This is a genomic window from Paenochrobactrum gallinarii, from assembly GCF_014205685.1.
GTDB classification, from domain to species: domain Bacteria; phylum Pseudomonadota; class Alphaproteobacteria; order Rhizobiales; family Rhizobiaceae; genus Paenochrobactrum; species Paenochrobactrum gallinarii.
Genome location: NZ_JACIIU010000001.1, coordinates 50003 through 72543, shown reverse-complemented (window position 1 = coordinate 72543; position 22541 = coordinate 50003). Strand labels below are relative to the sequence as shown.

The 22541-nt window shown below is 49.2% G+C and carries 19 protein-coding genes; 13 read left to right on the top strand and 6 right to left on the bottom strand.

Annotated features, from left to right (window positions below; translation table 11 throughout):
* The first annotated feature begins 2 nt into the window (after positions 1-2).
* Positions 3-785, top strand: a complete 783-nt coding sequence (locus tag FHS77_RS16190; RefSeq protein WP_343060936.1) for an OmpP1/FadL family transporter — start codon at positions 3-5, stop codon at positions 783-785.
* An 80-nt stretch (positions 786-865) separates the two neighbouring features.
* On the opposite strand, the gene FHS77_RS00300 is transcribed toward FHS77_RS16190, so the two are convergent.
* Together FHS77_RS00300 and rpiA are read right to left on the bottom strand one after the other, a co-directional pair.
* Positions 866-1411 carry a DUF2059 domain-containing protein gene (locus FHS77_RS00300; protein WP_184218343.1) on the bottom strand — a complete coding sequence of 182 codons (546 nt, stop codon included), beginning with the start codon at positions 1409-1411 and terminating at the stop codon, positions 866-868.
* A gap of 19 nt (positions 1412-1430) precedes the next feature.
* Entirely contained in the window at positions 1431-2135 is a 705-nt protein-coding gene (rpiA, locus tag FHS77_RS00295) for a ribose-5-phosphate isomerase RpiA (RefSeq protein ID WP_184218340.1), read from the bottom strand.
* 313 nt (positions 2136-2448) lie between these two features.
* On the opposite strand from rpiA, the gene FHS77_RS00290 reads away from it, so the two are divergent.
* Positions 2449-3135 (top strand): HAD-IA family hydrolase, encoded by a 687-nt coding sequence (locus tag FHS77_RS00290; protein WP_184218337.1) that lies wholly within the window; start codon positions 2449-2451, stop codon positions 3133-3135.
* A gap of 98 nt (positions 3136-3233) precedes the next feature.
* Here the strand turns inward: FHS77_RS00290 and FHS77_RS00285 are convergent, their stop codons facing one another.
* The gene (locus FHS77_RS00285) at positions 3234-3848 is read right to left on the bottom strand and encodes an invasion associated locus B family protein (RefSeq protein ID WP_184218334.1); all 615 of its coding nucleotides are present in this window, start codon (positions 3846-3848) and stop codon (positions 3234-3236) included.
* 338 nt (positions 3849-4186) lie between these two features.
* Between FHS77_RS00285 and FHS77_RS00280 the strand changes: the two genes are divergently transcribed.
* Positions 4187-6019, top strand: coding sequence for an extracellular solute-binding protein (locus FHS77_RS00280; RefSeq protein ID WP_425498146.1), 1833 nt, complete (start codon positions 4187-4189; stop codon positions 6017-6019).
* 64 nt (positions 6020-6083) lie between these two features.
* Here FHS77_RS00280 and FHS77_RS00275 read toward each other — a convergent pair whose 3' ends face one another.
* Positions 6084-6713, bottom strand: a complete 630-nt coding sequence (locus FHS77_RS00275; protein ID WP_184218331.1) for a MarC family protein — start codon at positions 6711-6713, stop codon at positions 6084-6086.
* 300 nt (positions 6714-7013) lie between these two features.
* On the opposite strand from FHS77_RS00275, the gene gyrA reads away from it, so the two are divergent.
* The gene (gene gyrA / locus FHS77_RS00270; RefSeq protein WP_184218328.1) at positions 7014-9839 is read left to right on the top strand and encodes a DNA gyrase subunit A; all 2826 of its coding nucleotides are present in this window, start codon (positions 7014-7016) and stop codon (positions 9837-9839) included.
* A gap of 231 nt (positions 9840-10070) precedes the next feature.
* On the opposite strand, the gene FHS77_RS00265 is transcribed toward gyrA, so the two are convergent.
* Positions 10071-10220 carry a hypothetical protein gene (locus FHS77_RS00265; RefSeq protein WP_184218326.1) on the bottom strand — a complete coding sequence of 50 codons (150 nt, stop codon included), beginning with the start codon at positions 10218-10220 and terminating at the stop codon, positions 10071-10073.
* A gap of 246 nt (positions 10221-10466) precedes the next feature.
* On the opposite strand from FHS77_RS00265, the gene coaD reads away from it, so the two are divergent.
* The 8 genes from coaD (at position 10467) to FHS77_RS00225 (ending at position 20352) form a co-directional block, all read left to right on the top strand.
* Positions 10467-10964 (top strand): pantetheine-phosphate adenylyltransferase, encoded by a 498-nt coding sequence (coaD, locus tag FHS77_RS00260; protein ID WP_184218323.1) that lies wholly within the window; start codon positions 10467-10469, stop codon positions 10962-10964.
* A gap of 20 nt (positions 10965-10984) precedes the next feature.
* Positions 10985-11575, top strand: coding sequence for a peptidylprolyl isomerase (locus FHS77_RS00255; protein ID WP_184218319.1), 591 nt, complete (start codon positions 10985-10987; stop codon positions 11573-11575).
* Positions 11576-11680: 105 nt separating this feature from the next.
* Positions 11681-12190, top strand: coding sequence for a peptidylprolyl isomerase (locus FHS77_RS00250; RefSeq protein ID WP_184218317.1), 510 nt, complete (start codon positions 11681-11683; stop codon positions 12188-12190).
* Positions 12191-12313: 123 nt separating this feature from the next.
* Positions 12314-13396, top strand: a complete 1083-nt coding sequence (queA, locus tag FHS77_RS00245) for a tRNA preQ1(34) S-adenosylmethionine ribosyltransferase-isomerase QueA (protein ID WP_184218315.1) — start codon at positions 12314-12316, stop codon at positions 13394-13396.
* Between the two features lie 56 nt (positions 13397-13452).
* A complete protein-coding gene (gene tgt / locus FHS77_RS00240) occupies positions 13453-14586 on the top strand; it encodes a tRNA guanosine(34) transglycosylase Tgt (RefSeq protein ID WP_184218312.1) in 1134 nt (377 codons plus the stop codon).
* A 419-nt stretch (positions 14587-15005) separates the two neighbouring features.
* A complete protein-coding gene (locus FHS77_RS00235; RefSeq protein ID WP_184218309.1) occupies positions 15006-16127 on the top strand; it encodes an efflux RND transporter periplasmic adaptor subunit in 1122 nt (373 codons plus the stop codon).
* 9 nt (positions 16128-16136) lie between these two features.
* A complete protein-coding gene (locus tag FHS77_RS00230; protein WP_184218306.1) occupies positions 16137-19226 on the top strand; it encodes an efflux RND transporter permease subunit in 3090 nt (1029 codons plus the stop codon).
* 124 nt (positions 19227-19350) lie between these two features.
* Complete coding sequence (locus tag FHS77_RS00225; RefSeq protein WP_184219585.1) at positions 19351-20352, top strand: LLM class flavin-dependent oxidoreductase; 1002 nt, start codon at positions 19351-19353, stop codon at positions 20350-20352.
* Here the strand turns inward: FHS77_RS00225 and gcvA are convergent.
* Positions 20325-21239: a transcriptional regulator GcvA gene (gene gcvA, locus FHS77_RS00220; protein WP_184218303.1), complete on the bottom strand. Its 915-nt coding sequence runs from the start codon at positions 21237-21239 to the stop codon at positions 20325-20327. The genes FHS77_RS00225 and gcvA overlap by 28 nt on opposite strands.
* Positions 21240-21341: 102 nt before the next feature.
* Between gcvA and FHS77_RS00215 the strand changes: the two genes are divergently transcribed.
* Positions 21342-22526 carry an acyl-CoA dehydrogenase gene (locus tag FHS77_RS00215; protein WP_184218300.1) on the top strand — a complete coding sequence of 395 codons (1185 nt, stop codon included), beginning with the start codon at positions 21342-21344 and terminating at the stop codon, positions 22524-22526.
* Positions 22527-22541 lie beyond the last annotated feature (15 nt).

Sequence of the window (22541 nt, the reverse complement as noted above, 5' to 3'; positions counted from 1 at the left end):
AAATATCATCGCATGATCTTGGGCTTAATTGCTCATACCAATTGGCGGTTGGCGAGGGCAGCTTTGTCCGCTTGCTTGGGGGCCTGAGCTATCAGGAGCTCAGCGGTTATCAAACCAAAATGTTGCCCAATCAGGCAATCGCTACTCTGGATGTTGGCGGCCGGTCATGGGGCTGGCGTTTGGGTGCAGCTTATGAGGTGCCGGAAATCGCCTTACGCGCCAGCGTGGTTTATCAATCCAAGGTCAAATATGATTTGGGCGGTACGATTGAGGGCGTGATACCTCAGGCACTGAATATTGGTTCTGATGTAAGCTTGCCACAATCTGTCGAGTTCAAATTTCAAACCGGTATTGCGCCTGACTGGATCGCAATGGCCTCGGTGAAGTGGACGGACTGGAAGAGTATTCAAGTTGTGCCCTTCGCATTGACGGATGCTATTCCGGCCTATGGACTTGCCAGCGGACGGGTAATGAGTTCGCTTGATCTTTATTTCCGTGATGGCTGGACTGTAAGCGGTGGTGTCGGGCACAAATTCAACGATCAATGGTCGGGCGCGGCAACGCTGACATGGGACAGAGGCACAACAACCGGCTGGACATCGCAGACCGATGTCTGGTTACTGGGTGCCGGTGCCAATTACAAAGCCAATGATCATCTGGATATCAAACTCGCAGGTGCATTGGGCTTTTTAACGTCAGGTACATTCCGTGATAAGGTCAGCACCAGTGAGTTTGGTACCGATCTGGTCAAAGGTTTTACAGTTGCAGCCAAGCTTAAATTTTAAAATTTTTTGCGCTCATGCAGATAGTAAAAAGCCTCCGGTTTCATCAACCGGAGGCTTTTTCTTATTGGAAAGCATAAAGCTTACTGTGCTGGCTTTGGCGCTTCTTCAGTAGCAGGAGCTGCCGCCTTCATCTGTTCGTTCAAAGTGTTGCCAACGGCTTCGGTCAGGTCGCGGGCAATGCCGTTCTGCCAGATGCCGGCAGCTTTCAGCACTTCACGGGTGACAATCGGGCCTTCGGCAATCAGCTTCTTGCCGCTTTCTGAATTGTAGAAAGTTGCAATGGCTTCAAGATCAGCCTGAGAGAACGAATTTGCATAAGCGCGGGCAGCTTCGGTTTCGAGATCCGCACGGCGTGCTGCCAAAGCAATTGCCTTATCATCAACGGTTTTGGTGATGAGAGCTTCAAGATTTGGATCTTTCTGGATCAGCTCAGCTTTGAGAGCTGCTGCTGCCTGAGGCAGAATGCCATCGAACTGTTCAGTTGCGCCAATGGCAGCAATCGCAGAACGTGCAGCATTCAGATGTGCTTCTGAAACGTCCTGAGCATTTGCGCCTTGCAAACCTGCCAGAAGACCAAGTGCAGCCAAAGGCGCAATCAGACGGTGTAAGCCTGTTGTCTGGTTCATAAGGTCGTCACTCCGTAATTTAAATTTTTGACGGTTTAATTGTCCGGATACCATCAGCGCCCGCTATAATAGTGGTTTCCGAAAGTCCGATGAAAAGTCCGTGCTCAACAACACCCGGAATGGCGAAGAGAGCGTCTGATAATGCTTTTGAATCGGGAATGCGGCCAAAATTTGCATCAATGATGTAATGACCGCCATCAGTCACAAAAGTTTTTCCGTCTTTTTGACGAAGAACCAATGCTCCGCTCAAACCAAGCTTGTCGGCAGCCTTTTGGATGGCGCGCGTGGTGGCGCCCAGACCAAAACTGTTGACTTCAATCGGTAGCGGGAAGCGTCCCAATGTGTCAACCAGCTTGCTTTCATCCGCAATGACAATCATAGCATCAGAAGCTGCTGCCACGATTTTCTCGCGAAGCAATGCCCCGCCGCCGCCTTTGATAAGGGTGAGGGCAGGGTCAACTTCATCAGCACCATCGATTGTCAGGTCAAGATGCGGTGTTTCTTCCAGCGTGGTGAGCGGAATATTCAGCTCTTTGCAAAGTGCAGCTGTGCGCTCTGAAGTCGGCACGCCGATGACTTTAAATCCGTTGGCGGTTTTTTCACCCAGCAGACGAACAAATTCTTCTGCGGTTGAACCCGTGCCGATTCCAAGACGCATACCATCTTTGACATGTGTCAAAGCTTCAGCTGCGGCCGCGATCTTAAGTCGACGGGCTTCATCCATAGTTACATTCCTTTTGAGAGCTGCCCTTTTTGAGAGCTATAAGGATTCTTGATGTTTCGAGCCTTACATTTAGCATGGACTGCTTAAGAGACAAAAGCACATATTCATTTTGTTTTGAAAATGCTTATCGAAGTTTTTAAAAACCAGACGGTATTTGAATGATCGCAACTGAATTTCTCTATAATAGAAGTGAAAACCGGATTTTATCTTTTTATTTGCCAACATTGGTTAATGGGAACGAATCCTGCTTGAGAGCAGGGCGCGCATCGGCTAGGCATAGAAAAGATTTTTGACCACACTATCGGATATATGAATGTTGAAACCTATAATAGTCTTTGACCTTGACGGCACTTTGGTCGACACGGCAACAGATCTTCTGGACAGTCTCAATCATTGTCTTGATGTGGGCGGATTAAAGCAAGCTGATCCGGTTTCTTTGCGCCGTTATGTGGGCTTGGGCGCACGGGTGATGATTGAGCGCGCATATCAGGCGCAGCAAACACAATTGAAGTCGGATCAATTGGATGCACTGGTTGCGGTTTTTCTTGAGCATTATGCACAAAATATGCCGGGCAAGGCTCGTATTTTTGACGGCGCTATCGAAGCGTTGGATCGATTTGCCAGCCGAGGCTATTTGTTGGCCATCTGCACCAATAAATTTGAAGGTTTAGCGGTCAAATTATTAGACGGACTCAATTTGTCGGATCGCTTTGGTGCGATTAGTGGCTCAGACAGTTTTGCATTCCGCAAGCCTGATCCGCGTCATTTGACGCAAACTATTGCGGCCGCAGGCGGTGATGCCGACCGTGCGGTGATGATTGGTGACAGCCGCACCGATATTGATACGGCCAAAGCTGCCGGTATCCCTGTTGTAGCAGTGGATTTTGGCTATACGGATGTGCCGGTTAATGTTTTAGGTCCAAGCCGGATTATTTCGCATTATGACGAGCTGACCATTTCAATGGTTGAGCAGCTGACCGGCGCGGTGATGCCGCGCTGAGTGCAGGCATTTTTTTGATTATGGTCGCAGCTTAAAAAGTGGCATAAAAAAAGAGGCGTTTCAAACGCCTCTTTTTTTATGCGATTGTCGCTTCAAGCTTAGTTACCAGCTTTAGCTTTGTCCTGTTCAGCCTTCATCTTGGCTTCAAACTCTTTCTGACGTTTTTGAACTGCATCCTGCAATTCTTTCTGACGTGCTTCGAGTTCGTTCTGCTGCAGACCTGGACCGGTCAGCGCATCGGAGAAACCGGTAAGCGAAACAGAAATCGGGTTTGGCTGATTCTGGAAGTTGACCGAAGTCAGAACCATTTTGCCGCCTTTTTTGAATGAATTTACCAATTCATCGGTTAAAGGTGCTTCAGCGATACAACGATCCGGGAAGCAGATGCCATATTCGACTTTAACAGCTTTGTTATTGTCGATCTGGAGGCCGACGCCGGCAGGAATCAAGCGACCGGTCGGAACCGAAACCTGGAAGATTTTGCGGTTAATCTTACCTTTGATTTCGATCAGATTAACTGCGGTCAGCAGCTGGCCGGAATCAGCAGTTACGATATTCTGCGTGTTGCAGATGTCGTTATCTTCCTGCTTTGAGCACACTTTGAACCAGCCTTGAGGAGGCTGCTGTGCAGAGGCCGGCATGGATGAAGCTGCAAGCAAAGCGAACACGCCAGCCAGTGCAGATGAGGCCGCGATCGTCTTTTTGCTGGACATGATCAACAGGTTCCTTTCAATGCTTTTGTTTTGGGCTGTTACACCCGGTTACCCCTTACAGGGCGGTCTGCTATTGCTTAAACATCTGCAAACTCAATTGTTTAAAAATGCGGCGAGAGCGTGACCAATATGCTTAATGTTGTGTTACACTGACTTATCTGTGTAATCCAGAGGCCGTTCAAGCACAATTCATTGCAATTGTTAAAAAAATCACATTCGTTTGCGAATGTCACTCTATTGACACGCTTTATAAAGACCAAAAGCCTTAACTTATGCATGATTATTTACGAATCGTTCCGTCGAAAAAGAACTGCCGGAACTCATGTCGGGTGAATTTGATGATGATAAAAACGATAACTTATTCCGCTCTGCTGACGGCGGCTGTCTCATTGAATTTGACTACATTGGCGAGAGCCGAGCCATCCCATTCGCTTGCGATGCATGGGACAGCGGCATTGCCAAGTGATTACCCGAATTTTCCTTATGTGAACCCTGATGCGCCAAAGGGCGGGCAGGTCAAATATGGTGTTGTCGGTACTTTCGACAGCCTCAATCCGTTTGTTTTGAAAAGTATGCGCACCACGGCACGCGGCCTGTTTTTGGACGGTGATTTTGGCAATCTGGTGTTTGAAAGCCTGATGCAGCGTTCACGCGATGAAGCTTTTGCGCTTTACGGGCTTTTGGCCGAAACCGTGGAGACGGATGAAGAGCGGCATTGGGTGGAATTTACGCTGAACCCGCAAGCAAAATGGTCGGATGGCGAGCCGGTGACGGTGGAAGATGTTATTTTTACCTATCAACTGCTTAACGATAAAGGGCGCCCTCCTTACAGCAGCCGAATGAGTCGTATCGAGAAGATTGAAAAAACAGGTGAGCGTAAAGTTCGCTTTACCTTCAATGACAAGTCCGATCGGGAGTTTCCGTTGCTGGTGGCATCGACTATGCCGGTTTTGCCCAAACACGCCATTGATGTGGATAGTTTCGGTAATGCTTCATTAAAGGCGCCTGTCGGTAGTGGCCCTTATAAGGTTGCACATGTTTCGCCAGGGCAGTCGATTATCTATGAGCGTGATCCCGATTATTGGGCGAAAGATTTGCCGGTTAAGCGCGGTTTTGATAATTTCGATAAAATCAGTATTGAATATTTCCGCAATGAAACGGCGATGTTTGAGGCGTTCAAAAAAGGTGCTGTCGATGTTTTTCTGGAGGGGAATCCTACCCGATGGCAGACATCTTATAATTTTCCGGCCGTGAATGACGGGCGTATTATCAAAGCCGGCTTTACGCGCGGTATTCCGGTTAATTTGTTAGGATTTACCTTTAATACACGGCGCGAAATTTTTGCAGACCCTAAGGTACGTCATGCTTTAAGCCTGTTATTTGATTTTGAATGGGCAAATCGAAGCCTGTTTTCAAATCATTATAAACGAACGGAAGGCTATTGGTTTGGCTCCGATCTCTCGGCGGCAGGTGTGAAGGCAGATGAACGCGAACGGGCATTGCTGGCACCATTTTCCAATGCAGTGCGCAGCGATGTGCTGGAAGGTAAATGGAACGCTTCAAGAACCGATGGCAGTGGACATGATCGTAAGCTTGTTCGCGAAGCCATGCGACTGTTGAAAAAAGCCGGCTATCGTTTTGAAAACGGTAAAGCGATTGACAAAAATGGCAAGGTTTTTGAATTTGAAATTATGACCCGTTCAGTAGATGAGGAAAAAGTCTCGCTTGCTTTTAAGCGTAATCTGGAGCGGCTTGGTATTCAGGTGGTTGTGCGCACGGTTGATGATGCGCAATATCAACACCGGATGCAGACTTTTGACTACGACATGCTGTTGGGCGCGCTGACAGGTACTTTATCACCCGGTAATGAGCAGTGGAACCGCTGGGGCAGTGCATCGCGTGATGCACAAGGCAGTTTCAACTATGCCGGTGCCGCCAGTCCGGCTATTGATGCGATGATTGAGGCCATGCTTGCCGCGCGTGAACAGGAGGATTTTGTCAGTGCTGTACGCGCTATGGATCGTGTGCTGATCTCGGGCGATTATTACATTCCGCTTTATCATTTGCCGCAGCAATTGGTGGCGCATTGGGCGCGGATCAAATATCCGGAAAAAACATCACTGTTTGGCTATCAGCTGCCTGCATGGTGGGCCGAGGATGCGCAGAAATAGAGGATGCGCAGAAATAAATGATGTAAATGAAAAGGCCTTGGAAGGATATTTCCAAGGCCTTTTTTTAATTAGCGATCAGCGATTTGACGCCGTCGGCTACAAATTGCACCGCAAGGGCTGCGAGAATGACACCGAGAAGTCGGGTGAGGATTGAGCGGCCGGTTTCGCCTAAGAAACGATCCACACGCTCAGCCAACAAAAGTGTGACATAGGTAATCGCCATACAGGCAAGAATGACCAGAATGAGCATAGAACGCTCGACGGGCGCATGAAGACCGTCTGAGAGCAGGATGACAGCCGAAATAGCGCCGGGGCCTGCAATGAGCGGAATAGCGAGCGGGAAGGCGGCGATGTTGTGGATGTGATCTTTGGTGATGGCAACTTCGGCGCTTTTTTCTTTGCGCTCGGTGCGTTTTTCAAAAATCATTTCAAACGCAATCCAGAACAGAAGCAGGCCACCGGCAACACGGAACGCTCCGATGCTGATGCCAAAGAGGCTCATGATCTGTGCGCCTGCAATGGCAAAGATGGTGAGCAGGATGAAGCCGATAATGGTTGCGCGTTTGGCAACCTGATTGCGTGCCTGCCGGTTCATGCCCGGCGTCAGCGCTAAAAACAGCGGTGCTAATCCTGGTGGGTCAATTGTTACAAGCAGCGTGACCAGAGCACTCAAAATGGCGTCAATGAAACCCATGCGGTTTTAGTCCTCCGGTTGAAGTCACGACTCAAATTGTTATAGTAACGCTTATGTTAGCTTAGTTGCCGCCTCAGGTCGATGAACTGCCTTTTCGACTATAGAATGAAGTTTGGACATATCCTGTGGAAAGGTGATTGGCGCATAACTTCTTGTGCAGGGGTTGAATTGTGAATATCTTTCAAAGTGTTGAATTTCATTCACATTTCAGCAAGTGCAAAAAGCTGGTAAATTGGTGTTTTGCGAGTTTTTCCTATATAAGTTGTGTTTACCGATTCTGTTAAGAAAGACCTTTGAATAGTGTCAAATCTAACTCCGCCACCCGGTTCAGATGATGCCAATGGTCCAATTGGGCCGAGCGGTATTGAACCGATTTCAATCGTTGAGGAAATGCAGCGTTCCTATCTCGATTACGCAATGAGCGTTATCGTGAGTCGCGCGCTTCCTGATGTGCGCGACGGGCTGAAGCCTGTTCATCGTCGTATTATGCATGCGATGAATGAAATGGGGCTCGCCTGGAACAAACCATATCGTAAATCCGCCGGTGTCGTCGGTGAGGTTATGGGTAAGTATCACCCGCATGGTGATGCTTCTATCTATGACGCACTCGTACGTATGGCGCAGGATTTCTCGCTCCGCGAACCGTTGATCAACGGGCAGGGGAACTTTGGTTCCATTGACGGTGATCCGCCGGCTGCGATGCGTTATACCGAGTGCCGTCTGCAAAAAGTTTCTGAATATTTGCTGGCCGATATCGATAAAGATACGGTTGATTTTCAGGATAACTATGATGGCCGCGAACACGAACCACGCGTTCTGCCAGCCCGTTTTCCAAACCTTCTGGTAAACGGTTCCGGCGGTATTGCTGTTGGTATGGCGACCAATATTCCGCCGCACAATCTGGGCGAAATTATCGATGGCTGCGTTGCGCTGATCGATAATCCGGAAATCAGCCTTGAAGAAATGATGGAAATCATTCCGGGCCCTGATTTCCCGACCGGCGGTATCATTCTTGGTCGCTCCGGTATTCATTCAGCCTATAGCACAGGCCGCGGCTCTGTGATCATGCGTGGTCGCACCGCTATCGAGCCGATGCGCGGTGACCGCGAGGCCATTATCATCACTGAAGTTCCTTATCAGGTGAATAAGGCTTCGATGATTGAGAAAATGGCTGAATTGGTGCGCGATAAGCGTATCGAAGGCATTTCCGATCTGCGTGACGAATCTGACCGTGACGGCTACCGCGTTGTGGTGGAGCTGAAGCGCGATGCTGTTGCCGATGTGGTGCTGAACCAGTTGTTCCGTTACACCCCGCTGCAAACGTCATTTGGCTGCAACATGGTTGCGCTGAATGGTGGTAAGCCGGAACTGATGGTGCTGCTTGATATGCTGCGCGCATTTGTGGCCTTCCGTGAGGAAGTTGTCACCCGCCGCACCAAGTTCCTGCTCAATAAAGCCCGCGAACGCGCCCATGTCTTGGTTGGTTTGGCGATTGCCGTTGCCAATATTGACGAGATTATTGCGCTGATCCGCCGTGCGCCGGATCCGACAACTGCACGTGAGCAGTTGATGGAACGCCGCTGGCCTGCGGCTGATGTGGCGCCATTGATCCGTTTGATCGATGATCCGCGTCATAAGATCAATGAAGACAGCACTTACAATCTGTCGGAAGAGCAGGCGCGTGCAATTCTTGAATTGCGCTTGCAGCGTCTGACCGCATTGGGTCGTGATGAAATTGCTGATGAACTGAACAAAATCGGCGAAGAAATCCGCGATTATCTCGACATTCTGGCCTCGCGTGAGCGCGTGATGACCATTGTCAAGGATGAGCTCAAGGCTGTTCATGACGAATTTGCCACTCCACGCCGCACCGAGCTTGGTGCCGGTGGCGCTGAAATGGACGATGAAGACCTGATCGCGCGTGAAGATATGGTGGTGACTGTCAGTCACGCCGGTTATATCAAGCGCGTGCCATTGGCCACTTACCGTGCGCAGCGTCGTGGCGGAAAGGGTCGCTCCGGCATGACAACGCGCGATGAAGATTCGGTCACACGTCTCTTCGTTGCCAATACGCATACGCCTGTTCTTTTCTTCTCTTCACGCGGTATCGTTTATAAAGAGAAGGTCTGGCGCTTGCCGATCGGTACGCCGCAATCACGCGGTAAAGCGCTGATCAATATGCTGCCATTGCAGCAGGGCGAGCGTATCACCACCATTATGCCATTGCCTGAGGATGAAGATTCATGGGCAAATCTGGACGTGATGTTTGCAACCACGCGCGGTACTGTGCGTCGTAACAAGCTGAGCGACTTTGTGCAGGTCAATCGCAATGGTAAAATTGCGATGAAGCTGGAAGATGACGGCGACGAAATCCTCTCAGTCGATACCTGTACCGAATTTGATGATGTGCTTCTGACAGCGGCTGGCGGCCAGTGTATCCGCTTCCCAGTCACGGATGTGCGTGTCTTTGCCGGACGTAATTCGATCGGTGTTCGTGGTATCAATATGGCTGAGGGCGATCGCATTATTTCGATGGCAATTCTTGGTCACGTCGATGCAACGCCGGCTGAGCGTACTGCCTATCTGAAACGTGTTACTGCGGAACGCAGAAATGCGGCCGGTGATGATATTGAGGATGTGGTGGATACACTGGAAGAAGCAGTCGAAGATGCTGAACTCAGTGATGAGCGCTTTGAGGAGCTGAAAGCCCGCGAGCAGACTGTTTTGACAGTCAGTGAGTTTGGTTACGGCAAGCGTTCTTCGTCTTATGAATTCCGTATCTCAGGCCGTGGCGGTAAGGGTATCCGCGCTACCGATACTTCAAAGACGGATGAAATCGGCAAGCTGATTGCTCTGTTCCCGGTCGAGCCAAGCGATCAGATCCTGTTGGTTTCTGATGGCGGGCAGCTGATCCGCGTACCGGTTGAAGGTATTCGTATTGCCGGACGTTCTACTAAGGGTGTGACGATTTTCAACACAGCCGATGGTGAGAAAGTCGTTTCTGTCGAGCGTATTTCTGAAACGGAAAGCGACGAGGAAGACGAGGGCGATGTTGCGGTTCAAGGTGAGGGGGACGCGCAGGCAAGTGCTCCCGAAGCCTCTGAGCCTGCGCCGGACGCCGAATAAAAAATTAACTAAAAAAGAAGGGCGGTGCTTTAAAAGCGCCGCCCTTTTTAAATGCCAAGACTGGAGGGAATTGGCCTTCATCGGAGAGGGAATCTTATCAATTCAAGTGAATTGAATTTTATATAATTCATTTATATCAGTTACTTAATCACGTTTTCTTATAAAGTGATTTAGGCTTTGTAAGGTTGAGGGTGATGGTCGCGATTTTGCTGCGACGGATAAAAGTCAGCATTAAAAATGCGAGTTTTTATGCATCGTCTGCCAGGTAAAAGCGCCGTTTGATTTGTTCTGACGCCTGGATGCACGTTCTTCCAGCAGCAAGATAATTGCCGAGGCTGCCATTGCGATCATCATGGATAAAGCGAGTAGAAAAATCATCATCTCCGTTTCCTTTCAACTGGAAAACGTGCGACATGTGATTTGGTTTCATCGTGGTTAAAAAATATTGTAAAAAAATTATAAAGCCGGAGAGTGGCGCTCTTTTGAAATTTCATTGGTATTTAAAATGCGGTGTTAATTTATAAAGTTTGTGAATTTTAATTGAAACAATCTCCCATTTACAGGATAGATTTGTTTTTCCTTATTCGGCATGTTGAAAATGATGCGCAAAAAGGTTAGCTGACAGATATGACAACAGCGATTTATGCGGGCTCATTTGACCCGGTCACCAATGGCCATATGGATGTTTTGAAAGGGGCGCTGCGTCTTTCCGAGCATGTTATTATTGCCATCGGCATTCATCCCGGTAAAAAACCGCTTTTCACTTTTGAAGAGCGCGTAAAGCTGATTGAACAAGCCGTTTCCGAAGCGCTCGGAAAAGAGGCTGGTTCACGTATTTCTGTTATTTCATTTGATGGTCTGGTGATTGATGCTGCGCGCAAAAACAACGCTCAATTGATGATGCGCGGTTTGCGTGATGGGACTGATCTTGATTACGAAATGCAGATGGCCGGCATGAACGGCATTATGGCACCGGACTTGCAGACGGTTTTTTTACCGGCTGATCCGGGTGTTCGAACGATTACTGCCACATTGGTTCGTCAAATTGCAGCGATGAAGGGTGATATTAGACCTTTTGTTCCCGCTTGCGTGGCAAGTGCTTTAAAAGCCAAATTCAAATCCTGACATCAGGGAGATCCTTAAATATGTCATTTCTGCATTCGGCTCTGGCCGCAACAACTCTTATGGCTATGGCGTTTACGTCATCATTCAGCGCCCATGCGGCAGATCCTGAAAATACTGTTGTCCTGACCCTGAAGGACGGCGATGTAGCGATTGAGCTGAACCCAGATGTTGCACCAAAACATGTTGAGCAGATCAAAAAGCTCGTACGTGAAGGCGCTTATGACGGCGTTGCCTTTCACCGCGTCATTCCGGGTTTCATGGCGCAGACCGGCGATGTGAAGTTCGGTAATCTGGACAAGAATTACAATGCAACCCGTGTTGGCACTGGCGGCTCGCAATATGCTGATATTCCGGCTGAGTTTTCGGACAAACCATTTGTGCGTGGCACAGTGGGCATGGCGCGCAGCCAAAATCCAAACTCCGCCAACTCACAGTTCTTCATCATGTTCAATGAAGGTTCCTTCCTGAATGGCCAATATACGGTCATTGGTGAAGTTACCAGCGGCATGGAAGCTGTCGATAAGATAAAGAAGGGTAATGAAGCTGATAATGGTTCAGTTGATAACCCGGACAAGATCGTCAAAGCGATTGTTTTGAGCGACCGTAAATAAGACCTGTGCGGCCATCTTTTTTGGCCGCATCTCTTTAAAGAATTTTGCCGCTGATACAGAGTTTACATTAAAAGCGGCCAAGATAAAACGAACAGGAGAGGCCAGATGGCTTACAAAGATCCAGAAAACACGCTCATTCTCGAAACCACCAAAGGTAATGTAGCGATTGAGCTGTTCCCAGATTTGGCACCTGGCCATGTTGCGCGCATCAAGGAACTGGCTCGCGAAGGCGCTTATGACGGTGTTGTTTTCCATCGCGTAATCAATGATTTCATGGCGCAGACCGGTGACGTTAAGTTCGGTAAGCAGGGTGGCGCAAGCTTCAATCCGGCACGCGCCGGTATGGGCGGCTCCGACAAGCCAGACCTGAAAGCTGAGTTCTCGAATGTAAACCACAAGCGTGGTACAGCTTCGATGGCACGCAGCCAGAACCCTAACTCCGCGAACTCGCAGTTCTTCATCTGTCTGGCAGATGCGCCTTGGCTTGACCGTCAGTACTCCGTATGGGGGCAGGTTGTAGAAGGTATGGATGTTGTTGATCTGATCAAAAAGGGCGAGCCTGTTGTTGATCCGGACAGCATTGTATCGGCCAAAATTGCTGCCGACATTCAATAAGCCTACATTAGATAAATGTGGCATTAAATAAGAATTGAATAAAAAATACTGGATGGCTCCGGCAGTTGCTTTATAAGCACTGCCGGAGCCGTTTCTTTTTTGATGTTGTTTGGATGAAAAATAATGCGCGTTGACCTGTTTGATTTTGACCTTCCGGAGCAGAATATTGCACTGCGTCCAATGGAGCCGCGTGATCATGCGCGTTTGCTTCATGTGCAGCCGGATCAGGATAAAGCGGATAATCTACAGGATTTGCGCGTTGATGGTCTGGTTGATTTATTGCAGCCGGGGGATGCTCTGGTTTTCAACGATACAAAAGTTATTCCGGCACAGCTTGAAGGTGTGCGTGAGCGCGATGGTAATGTGGCGCAGGTCAGTGCAACATTGCATATGCGTGTGGGGCCTGATCGCTGGAAGGCGTTTTTGCGCCCGTCAAAGCGTGTCAAACAAGGTGAGCGCATTCGCTTTGGCCATAAGGGTGAAGCTTGCAGCCTTGGCACCTTGGAAGCGGTGGTTGAAGAAAAAAGCGAAAGCGGCGAAGCGCTGTTGGTTTTTGATTATTCCGGTGTTTTTCTTGATGAGGCAATTGCACTGGTCGGTCATATTCCGCTGCCGCCTTATATTGCTTCCAAGCGCCCTGAAGACGAGCGTGATCTGACGGATTATCAGACCGTTTATGCGCGCGAAAAGGGTGCTGTTGCAGCCCCGACCGCCGGATTGCATTTTACGCCTGAGCTTTTGGAAAAGCTGAGAGAGCGTGGTGTTGAGCAGCATTTTGTGACGCTGCATGTAGGCGCGGGTACATTTTTGCCAGTTAAAACCGATGATACGTCTGACCATAAAATGCACTCCGAAATCGGTTATGTGTCAGAGGCAACTGCTGCCGCATTGAATGCTGTTCATGCGCGTGGCGGACGGGTTATTTGCGTTGGCACCACTTCTCTGCGCCTGATTGAAAGTGCGGCAACAGAAGACGGACAAATCCAGCCTTGGTCTGGTGCAACCGATATTTTCATCACCCCCGGTTATAAGTTCAGAGCGGTGGATTTGCTGATGACCAATTTCCATCTGCCGCGCTCGACATTGTTTATGCTGGTTTCAGCATTTGCCGGTATGGATATGATGCATCAGGCTTATAAACATGCGATTGAAAACGGTTATCGCTTTTATTCTTATGGCGATGCAAGCCTGCTGAAGCGCGCTTGAGAAGCTTTAGGCTTTGGCACTTTCAAACCATTTGTAAATGCGGTATGGCGTGATTTATGACAAGCGAAAATTTTAATTTTAAAGTTCTGGCTCGTGACGGCAATGCCCGTCAGGGCGAAGTTTCCATGCCGCGCGGCACCGTGCGTACCCCTGCTTTTATGCCTGTGGGAACGGCCGGTACGGTGAAGGCCATGTATATGGATCAGGTGAAGGATTTGGGCGCGGATATTATCCTCGGCAATACCTATCACCTGATGCTGCGTCCGGGGGCTGAGCGTGTTGCCCGCCTTGGTGGCTTGCACGAATTTGGCGGCTGGAAAGGCCCGATCCTCACCGATTCCGGTGGTTTTCAGGTGATGTCGCTGGCCAAATTGCGTAAATTAAACGAGCAGGGCGTGACCTTCCGTTCGCATATTGATGGCCGCGCTTATGAAATGTCACCGGAGCGTTCTATCGAAATTCAGGGGCTGTTGGATAGTGATATTCAGATGCAGCTTGATGAATGTGTGGCACTGCCTGCTAAGACCAGTGAAATCGAACGCGCAATGGAATTGTCATTGCGCTGGGCTGAGCGCTGTAAAGTTGCTTTTGGTGATCAGCCGGGCAAGGCAATGTTTGGCATTGTGCAAGGTGGTGATGACCAGCGTTTGCGTGAGCGTTCCGCGCAGGCCCTCAAAGACATGGATTTGAAAGGCTATTCGGTCGGTGGACTGGCTGTGGGTGAGCCGCAGGAAGTCATGCTGGATATGCTGGAAGTTGTCTGTCCGATTTTGCCGGCCGACAAGCCGCGTTATCTGATGGGGGTCGGTACGCCGGATGATATTTTGAAGTCGGTTGCCCGCGGCATTGATATGTTTGACTGTGTCATGCCGACCCGCGCCGGACGTCATGGTCTGGTCTTTACCCGCTTTGGTAAAATCAATCTGCGCAATGCGCGACATGCTGATGATCATCGTCCGCTTGACCCTGAATCAGATTGTCCGGCAGCGCGTGATTATAGCCGTGCCTACCTGCATCATCTGGTTAAATCCGGAGAAACGCTGGGCTCGATGTTGCTGACATGGAACAATCTTTCCTATTATCAGGATCTGATGAAGGGTATTCGCGCTGCAATTGCTGAAGGTCGTTTTGCAGAATTCACCGCTTTAACTACAGAATCCTGGGCAAGGGGTGATATTCCAGCCCTTTAAACTTACTTGCTGAAATTTATATTTTTGATAAGGCGGTTCTGTCAAAGTTGATGGGGCTGCCTTATTTATTTTCTGAATATAGTTTCTGTCATAGCTGTCACATTTCTGTGATGTATAATATTATTTTGTAATTTATACTTATATTATGCGTATTAATATTTAAGTGTGCCTGATGGTTTTGAGTGTTTTAACTTTTTGCAGATAAAGCATAACAGCCTTAAGATAGCGCCTTTTATTTCATTGTTTTTTAATCTATCCTTCGCGCAACGCTTAAGGCTGTTAAAACAGCCATATCGCACAAGTTATGCGCACATGTTTTAAAATAAAAACCAACGTACTTGCTTCATCCCAGCCAGTGACCCCTTAAATGGTTTCGGACAAGTGAGTGCGCTCAAGCACATCGGGAGTGCTAAAAGTCGATGATTAAACGCCTGTTACTGGCAATTGTATTTCTGGCAATCGTTGTTGGCGGTCTTGTTGGATTTAATCTTTTCCGTTCGAAAATGATTGCGGATTTTTTCGCAAATATGCCGCAGAAAACTATGACAGTTGCCACTGTCACAGTGGAGCCAACTGTCTGGACGCCCGGGCTTGAAGCAATCGGCTCGGTCAATGCATCTGATGGTGTTGATCTGACATTTGAAGTGGCTGGTGTTGTCAATAAAATCCAGTTCAAAGCCAATGATAAAGTGCAAAAGGGTCAGGTGCTGGTGCAGTTGGATGATAGTATTCAGGTCGCCGATCTGGCTGCTGCCAAGGCGTCTGCGGTGCTGAGCGACCAAAACCTGAAGCGTGCGCAGACATTGCGCACACAAGGTGTGGGTGCTGTTTCCAATGTAGATACCGCTTCCGCATCAGCTGAATCTGCGCATGCGCAGGTTGCAAAGCTTGAAGCTGTGTTGAAGCAGAAGACGCTTATTGCTCCGTTCTCCGGTACTATCGGTATCGCCAAAGTGGATGTCGGACAGTATGTGTCACCCGGTGTTGCCATTGCGACTTTGCAGAATATGGAAACAATGCGAGTTGATTTCACTGTGCCGGAACAATCCATCACCAAGCTGAAACTCGGACAGGTGGTTAAAGTCACCCCGAATAGCGGTGAGGAATTTACCGGTAAAATTACCGGTATTGATCCGAAAATCAATCCGTCTACGCGTCTGGTTTCGGTGCGCGGCCATATTGAGAATGTCAATGGTCAGCTTAATCCGGGTCAGTTTACGCAGGTTTCTGTACAGTTGCCGGAAGAAAGCAATATTATTGCTCTTCCGCAAACTGCGGTCGTATCCAGTCTTTATGGTGACTATGTGTTTGTGGTTCGTCCGGTGAAAACTGAAGGTGCGGCCGCGGATGCAAAGGAAACTCTGGCGGTTGATCAGGTATTCGTACAGCTTGGCCGTAAAGTTAAAGGCGTGGTTGAAGTGACAAGCGGCATTAAAGACGGCGATATTATCGTATCGGCTGGTCAGAACCGTCTTTCACCTAAAATGCATGTCGTGATCGATAATACCGTCAATCCTGCCAATCCGGCAACAGCGCAATAGGCGGGTCAGATGAGCTTTTCTGATATCTTTATTAGGCGACCGGTTCTGGCGACGGTAACGTCGCTGTTGATCCTGTTGCTCGGTGCGCAGGGCATTTTCCAATTGTCCGTGCGCGAATATCCGAAAGTCGATGAAACCGTGATTACGGTGACGACGACTTATGCGGGTGCCAGTGCTGATCTTATTCAGGGTTTCATCACGGCACCTATTGCTCAGGCGGTCGCGACCACTGAAAATATTGACTATGTAACCTCTGCCAGCCGTCCTTCCATGAGTACGGTGACAGTGCAGATGAAGCTGGGTGCAAATCCGGATGCCGCGCTGACGGAAGTGATTGCCAAGGTCAATCAGGTGCGCGGTAATTTGCCCTCTGAATCTGATGATCCGGTGATTGTAAAAGGGACAGGGCAAAATTTTGCCACCATGTATCTGGCTGCTACCAATCCGAATATGACCAGTGAGCAGATCACTGAATATTTGGAGCGGGTTATCCAGCCGCGCATGTCCACCATTTCGGGTGTGGCTGAAGCCCAGATCATGGGCGGTAAAGTTTATTCGATGCGTGTTTGGCTGGATCCGATCCAGATGGCAGCGCGTGGAATTACCGCTTCCGAGATATTGGGCGCGATTAAAGCTTCCAACTTCTTGTCGGCACCGGGTAAAACCAAAAACGAATATGTGGCCAGCTCTATTACGATGCAATCCACATTGCAGACACCGGAAACTTTCGGTGCGATGCCGGTTAAAACAAAAGGCGATGAAGTTGTGCGCTTGCGCGATGTTGCCAAGGTTGAGCTGGCTTCCAAAAGCAATGACACGATTGTTTCGTTCAATGGCAGTGAGGGTACGTTCTTAGGCGTTTTCCCGACACCTGCCGCCAACCCGATCGATATGGCTGCTGCCGTTAACAAGGAATTACCATCCATTCAGGCGTCTCTGCCTGAAGGTATGAGTATTGTCTTGGTTTATGATGCGACCGAACAGATCAGTTCGTCCATTCGTGAAGTGTTCACCACCATTGCGGAAGCGATGGCGATTGTTATTCTCGTCATCATTGTCTTCCTTGGTTCATTCCGCTCGGTTCTGATCCCGATTGTGACCATTCCGATCTCGATGATCGGTGTGTGTTTCTTCCTTTATGTGCTGGGTTTCTCCATCAATCTCCTATCCTTGCTGGCGATGGTTCTTTCCATCGGTCTGGTGGTGGATGATGCGATTGTGGTTTTGGAAAATATCCATCGTCATATCGAGGAAGGCCTCAAGCCGATGGATGCTGCCTTCAAAGGTATGAAGGAAATTACCAGTTCCATTGTGGCAATGACCATTACACTGGCGGCTGTATTTGCGCCGCTTGGCTTTACTGGTGGTTTGACCGGCTCGCTGTTCCGTGAATTTGCTTTCACGCTGGCAGGCGCGGTGATCATTTCCGGTTTTGCTGCGTTGACCATCTCACCCATGATGTGTTCGCGGATGTTGAAACACGGCGAACAGACCCGGTTTCAGAAATTCATCGACCATTATTTTGGTCGCTTGGAAGCGGGCTATGAACGCTGGGTTTCCGGCTCACTGAATTATCGTCCGGTTACACTGCTTATTGTTGTTTCACTGGTAGGTCTGACAGGCTTTTTGTTTGTCAACACATCCAGCGAACTGGCACCGGAAGAAGACGTAGGTGCGCTGTTCTCGATCTTTAACGCGCCACAATATGCAACCTCTGATTATACCAATCTTTATGCCAAGCAGATTGATAGTTTGACTGAAGATTTGCCGGAATTGCAGACACGTTTCAATATTGTCGGTATGGGCGGTGGTACAACACAGGGTATCGCGCTCTGGGTGCTGGATGACTGGAATGACAGAACACGCAGTCAGAAAGAAATTCAAACTGACCTGACCAACCGTATCGACAAAGTGGCTGGTGTGCAGGCATTTGTTTTTGCACCGCCTTCATTGCCGGGTACCGGTGGTGGTTTGCCAATTTCTATTGCGCTGCAGTCAACCGGCCCGTCTGATCAGGTTTTTGAAATCGCAGAAGAGATCAAAAACGCGGCTCAGGCTAAGGGTCAGTTCATCATCGTTCAAAACTCGCTCTCTTATAATGCGCCGCAAACGACTGTTTCCATTGACCGTGACCGTGCAGCAGCATTGGGCTTGAATATCAGTGAAATCGGTACAACCCTTGGTGTGCTGACTGCTGGTGCTTCATTCGTGAAATTTGACCGAGATTCACACAGTTATGATGTGATCACGCAGGTGCCGGACGAATATCGTGCTAACCCTGAACAGCTCGGCGATTATTATGTTCGCGCTGCTTCTGGTGAAATGGTGCCATTGTCGGCAGTTATAAAAGTGTCGGAAAATGCGTCTCCTGCGGCGATTGAGCAGTTTAACCAGCTGAACTCCGCAACCATTTCCGCATTGCCAATGCCGGGTGTTACAACCGGTCAGGGGCTGGCAACATTGCTGGAAGTTGCGCGTGAGAAAATGCCGGATGGTTTCTTCATCGACTATTCCGGTCAGTCTCGTTTGGAAGTGGAGCAGGGCAACACAATTGCGATCGCTTTCGGTCTGGCCGTTATCGTGATTTATCTCGTATTGGCTGCGCAGTTTGAAAGCTTCCGCGACCCGCTGATTATTATGATGTCGGTGCCGCTGTCGATTTTCGGTGCAATGGTGCCACTGAATTTAGGCTTAGGCACACTCAACATCTATACGCAGGTGGGGCTGATCACGCTGATCGGTTTGATTACCAAACATGGTATTCTGATGGTGGAGTTTGCCAATCAGCAGCGTGAGCTTGGCCTTTCGCGCCGTGAAGCAATTATCAAATCGGCTGAAACCCGTTTGCGTCCGATTTTGATGACAACGGCTGCGATGGCGCTTGGCGTTGTGCCGTTGATTCTGGCGTCAGGTGCAGGTGCCGCAGCCCGTTATTCGATGGGCCTGGTGATCTTCACCGGTGTAACCGTCGGTACTGTCTTTACCCTGTTTGTTGTGCCGATGTTCTATACGTTCATTGCGAAAAAAGATGTAGCGCCATCAACGGAAAGCGCTGCAACCGGACATGAGAATTCGGATGCTTCGCCGTCACAGGCATAAGTGAACGGAATGTCAAAATAATGAGAAGGCGGGCTGATAATTTGCCCGCCTTTTTTGTTGTAAAATGTAGTCATATTTTGGTGATGACACTTGTATTACCTTTCAGGTAATCCATATGAAATACATGACACCTTTATCCGTTTTAGACCTTTCCCCTGTGCCTGCCGGCAGCACGCCGGCTCAGTCTCTGCGCAACACCGCAGAACTCGCACAACTTGCAGAAAAGCTCGGCTATCATCGTTATTGGCTTGCTGAGCATCATAATATGCCCGGCATTGCCAGTGCCGCGACTTCTGTCGTCATTGGCCATGTGGCGTCAAAAACTAAAACTATCCGTGTTGGTGCAGGGGGCATTATGTTGCCCAATCATGCACCTTTGGTGGTGGCCGAACAATTCGGAACGCTGGCCTCGCTCTATCCGGGGCGCATTGATTTAGGCCTTGGGCGTGCCCCAGGTACGGATCAGTTTACCGCGCATGCACTGCGCAGAAATCTCAACAGCGATGCCAATGCTTTTCCGCAGGATGTGGTGGAGTTGTTGGGCTATTTCCGGCCTGTTGAAGAAGGCCAGCGTGTGCAAGCTGTGCCAGGTGGCGGGCTTGATGTGCCGGTCTGGATTTTAGGCTCCAGCCTTTTTGGTGCGCAATTAGCCGCGATGCTGGGCTTGCCTTATGCTTTTGCATCGCATTTTGCTCCGGCAGATATGGAGCGTGCGATTGATATTTATCGTGAGCGTTTTGAGCCGTCGCAATATCTCGATAAGCCATATGTCATGGTTGGTTTGAATGTGATTGCAGCCGATACAGATGAAGAAGCACAGTTCCTGTTCTCGTCACAATTGCAGGCTTTTGTGAATTTGCGCACCGGTAAGCCGGGACTGTTACCGGCGCCGGTTGAAGGTTATATGCAAAATCTGGACGCCTCGGCGCAATCGGTGATCCAACACGCGCTTTCTTGTCGTGTTGTGGGGGATGCGGAAAGCGTTGGTGCTGGTATTCGCGATTTTGTTAAGCGCACAGGTGTTGATGAATTGATGCTGACCGGCATGATCTATGATCATCAAAAACGTATGCGCTCTTATGAAATTGCAGCGCAGTCTTATGCCAAAGTTTCCGCTGATTCCTGATTGATCTCAGCAAGCAGCCAGGTTTTAAAAGCCTTGACCGTCGGTGACTGCTGGCGGGTTTTGGGCGTTACAAAATAATAATGGCTGAGGCTTTTAATCTTATGCGGCCAGACAGGAACCAACTGTCCGGCTGCCATTTCTGCATGGATCAAAAATTCGGGCATCAGAGCAATGCCAAGACCGGCAATGCAGGCCTGACTGACATTGGAAAACTGCTCAAAGCGCATTGAACTATGCGGTGGCTGCTCAATGCCCAGTGTTTTAAACCAGTGCGCCCATGCATTGGGGCGTGATGCCAGATGAAAGAGCGGCATTTTAAGAAGGTCGGCTGGATCATCAATCTGGTGTGCCTGTAAAAATGCCGGACTGCAAACGGGCAGTACTTTTTCATCCATTAAAAACTCAAAATCTGCATCCGGCCAATCAGGTTGGCCGATATGAATGGCGGCATCGAGTTTTTCTTTTTCGAAATCCACTTTGCCAATACGGGTAGAAAAATTGAGAATAATATCAGGATATTGCGCGACAAAGCGCGGTATTTTCGGGATCAGCCAGCGTGTGCCGAAAGTGGGTAGAAGTGCTAAATTAAGCGTATTGCTGCCCATATGGCTCATCATGTTTAAGGATGCTGCACGGATTGCGGCCAGGGCAGGCCGGATAGCTTGCAAATAACTGCGACCGGCATCCGTTAAGGTAACCTGTCTGCTGTTTCTCTCAAATAAAGCAATATTAAGCTGCGCTTCAAGAGCTGCAATCTGGCGGCTGACAGCACCTTGCGTCAGACTGAGTTCATCTGCCGCTTCAGAAAAACTTTCATAGCGGCTGACGGCATCAAATGCTGCCAATGCCTTGGTGGATGGGAGGAGCCGTCGCGATACTGATGTCATTCATCTATGATTAAACGGAATAGATGAATGAGTAAACATAGATTGCCGAAAATACCGACTGATTGCATAATCGGCTATTATTTTTGGAGAGGCAGGAACTATATGTCACGCGCAAGTTTTGTTTGGGATGATCCGTTATTGCTGGATGACCAGTTGACTGAAGATGAACGGATGATCCGTGATTCAGCCAGAGGTTTTGCCAATGATGTGCTGATGCCACGTATTGAAAAAGCCTATATGGAAGAATCAACCGATCCTGAGCTGTTTCGCATGATGGGGCAGGCTGGCTTGCTTGGTGTGACATTGCCGGAAGAATATGGCGCAGCCGATGCCAGCTATGTAGCTTACGGGCTGGTGGCGCGCGAAGTGGAACGTATTGATTCCGGCTATCGTTCGATGATGAGCGTGCAATCCTCTTTGGTGATCTATCCGATTTACGCTTATGGCTCTGATGAGCAGCGCAAGAAATATCTGCCGGGTCTGGTTTCCGGTGAATTGATTGGTTGTTTTGGTCTGACTGAACCTGATGCCGGTTCTGATCCGGCGGGTATGAAAACCCGCGCCGAAAAAATCGATGGCGGCTACCGCCTGACCGGCACCAAAATGTGGATTTCCAATTCGCCGATTGCTGATGTTTTTGTGGTTTGGGCGAAGTCTGCTGCACATGACAACCAAATCCGTGGCTTTGTGCTTGAAAAGGGCATGAAGGGGCTGTCTGCACCCAAAATTGGTGGCAAATTATCGCTGCGTGCATCCATTACCGGTGAAGTGGTGATGGACGGCGTCGAAGTCGGTGAGGATGCATTGCTGCCGAATGTCTCCGGCCTTAAAGGGCCGTTTGGCTGCCTTAACCGTGCGCGTTATGGTATTTCATGGGGTGTGATGGGGGCGGCTGAAGATTGCTGGCACCGCGCGCGTCAATATGGGCTTGATCGCAAGCAGTTTGGTAAGCCATTGGCCGGAACCCAGCTTTATCAAAAGAAACTGGCCGATATGATGACCGAAATCACCCTTGGTCTTCAGGCAAGCTTACGGGTTGGACGCCTGATGGATGAAGATCGCATGGCTCCCGACATGATCTCGCTGATTAAGCGCAACAATTGCGGCAAAGCGCTCGATATTGCCCGTCATGCCCGTGATATGCACGGCGGTAATGGTATTCAGATTGAATATCATGTGATGCGTCACGCTCAAAACCTTGAAACAGTGAATACTTATGAAGGTACTCATGATGTCCATGCGCTGATTTTAGGTCGTGCGCAGACAGGCATTCAGGCTTTTTACTAAGTTCAATATGACCGG

Coding starts and splice junctions, on each gene's coding strand:
- FHS77_RS00300 (WP_184218343.1), bottom strand. CDS start 1,411: ATGAACCAGACAACAGGCTTACACCGTCTGATTGCGCCTTTGGCTGCA.
- rpiA (WP_184218340.1), bottom strand. CDS start 2,135: ATGGATGAAGCCCGTCGACTTAAGATCGCGGCCGCAGCTGAAGCTTTG.
- FHS77_RS00290 (WP_184218337.1), top strand. CDS start 2,449: ATGTTGAAACCTATAATAGTCTTTGACCTTGACGGCACTTTGGTCGAC.
- FHS77_RS00285 (WP_184218334.1), bottom strand. CDS start 3,848: ATGTCCAGCAAAAAGACGATCGCGGCCTCATCTGCACTGGCTGGCGTG.
- FHS77_RS00280 (WP_425498146.1), top strand. CDS start 4,187: ATGATGATAAAAACGATAACTTATTCCGCTCTGCTGACGGCGGCTGTC.
- FHS77_RS00275 (WP_184218331.1), bottom strand. CDS start 6,713: ATGGGTTTCATTGACGCCATTTTGAGTGCTCTGGTCACGCTGCTTGTA.
- FHS77_RS00265 (WP_184218326.1), bottom strand. CDS start 10,220: ATGATGATTTTTCTACTCGCTTTATCCATGATGATCGCAATGGCAGCC.
- coaD (WP_184218323.1), top strand. CDS start 10,467: ATGACAACAGCGATTTATGCGGGCTCATTTGACCCGGTCACCAATGGC.
- FHS77_RS00255 (WP_184218319.1), top strand. CDS start 10,985: ATGTCATTTCTGCATTCGGCTCTGGCCGCAACAACTCTTATGGCTATG.
- FHS77_RS00250 (WP_184218317.1), top strand. CDS start 11,681: ATGGCTTACAAAGATCCAGAAAACACGCTCATTCTCGAAACCACCAAA.
- queA (WP_184218315.1), top strand. CDS start 12,314: ATGCGCGTTGACCTGTTTGATTTTGACCTTCCGGAGCAGAATATTGCA.
- tgt (WP_184218312.1), top strand. CDS start 13,453: ATGACAAGCGAAAATTTTAATTTTAAAGTTCTGGCTCGTGACGGCAAT.
- FHS77_RS00235 (WP_184218309.1), top strand. CDS start 15,006: ATGATTAAACGCCTGTTACTGGCAATTGTATTTCTGGCAATCGTTGTT.
- FHS77_RS00230 (WP_184218306.1), top strand. CDS start 16,137: ATGAGCTTTTCTGATATCTTTATTAGGCGACCGGTTCTGGCGACGGTA.
- FHS77_RS00225 (WP_184219585.1), top strand. CDS start 19,351: ATGACACCTTTATCCGTTTTAGACCTTTCCCCTGTGCCTGCCGGCAGC.
- gcvA (WP_184218303.1), bottom strand. CDS start 21,239: ATGACATCAGTATCGCGACGGCTCCTCCCATCCACCAAGGCATTGGCA.
- FHS77_RS00215 (WP_184218300.1), top strand. CDS start 21,342: ATGTCACGCGCAAGTTTTGTTTGGGATGATCCGTTATTGCTGGATGAC.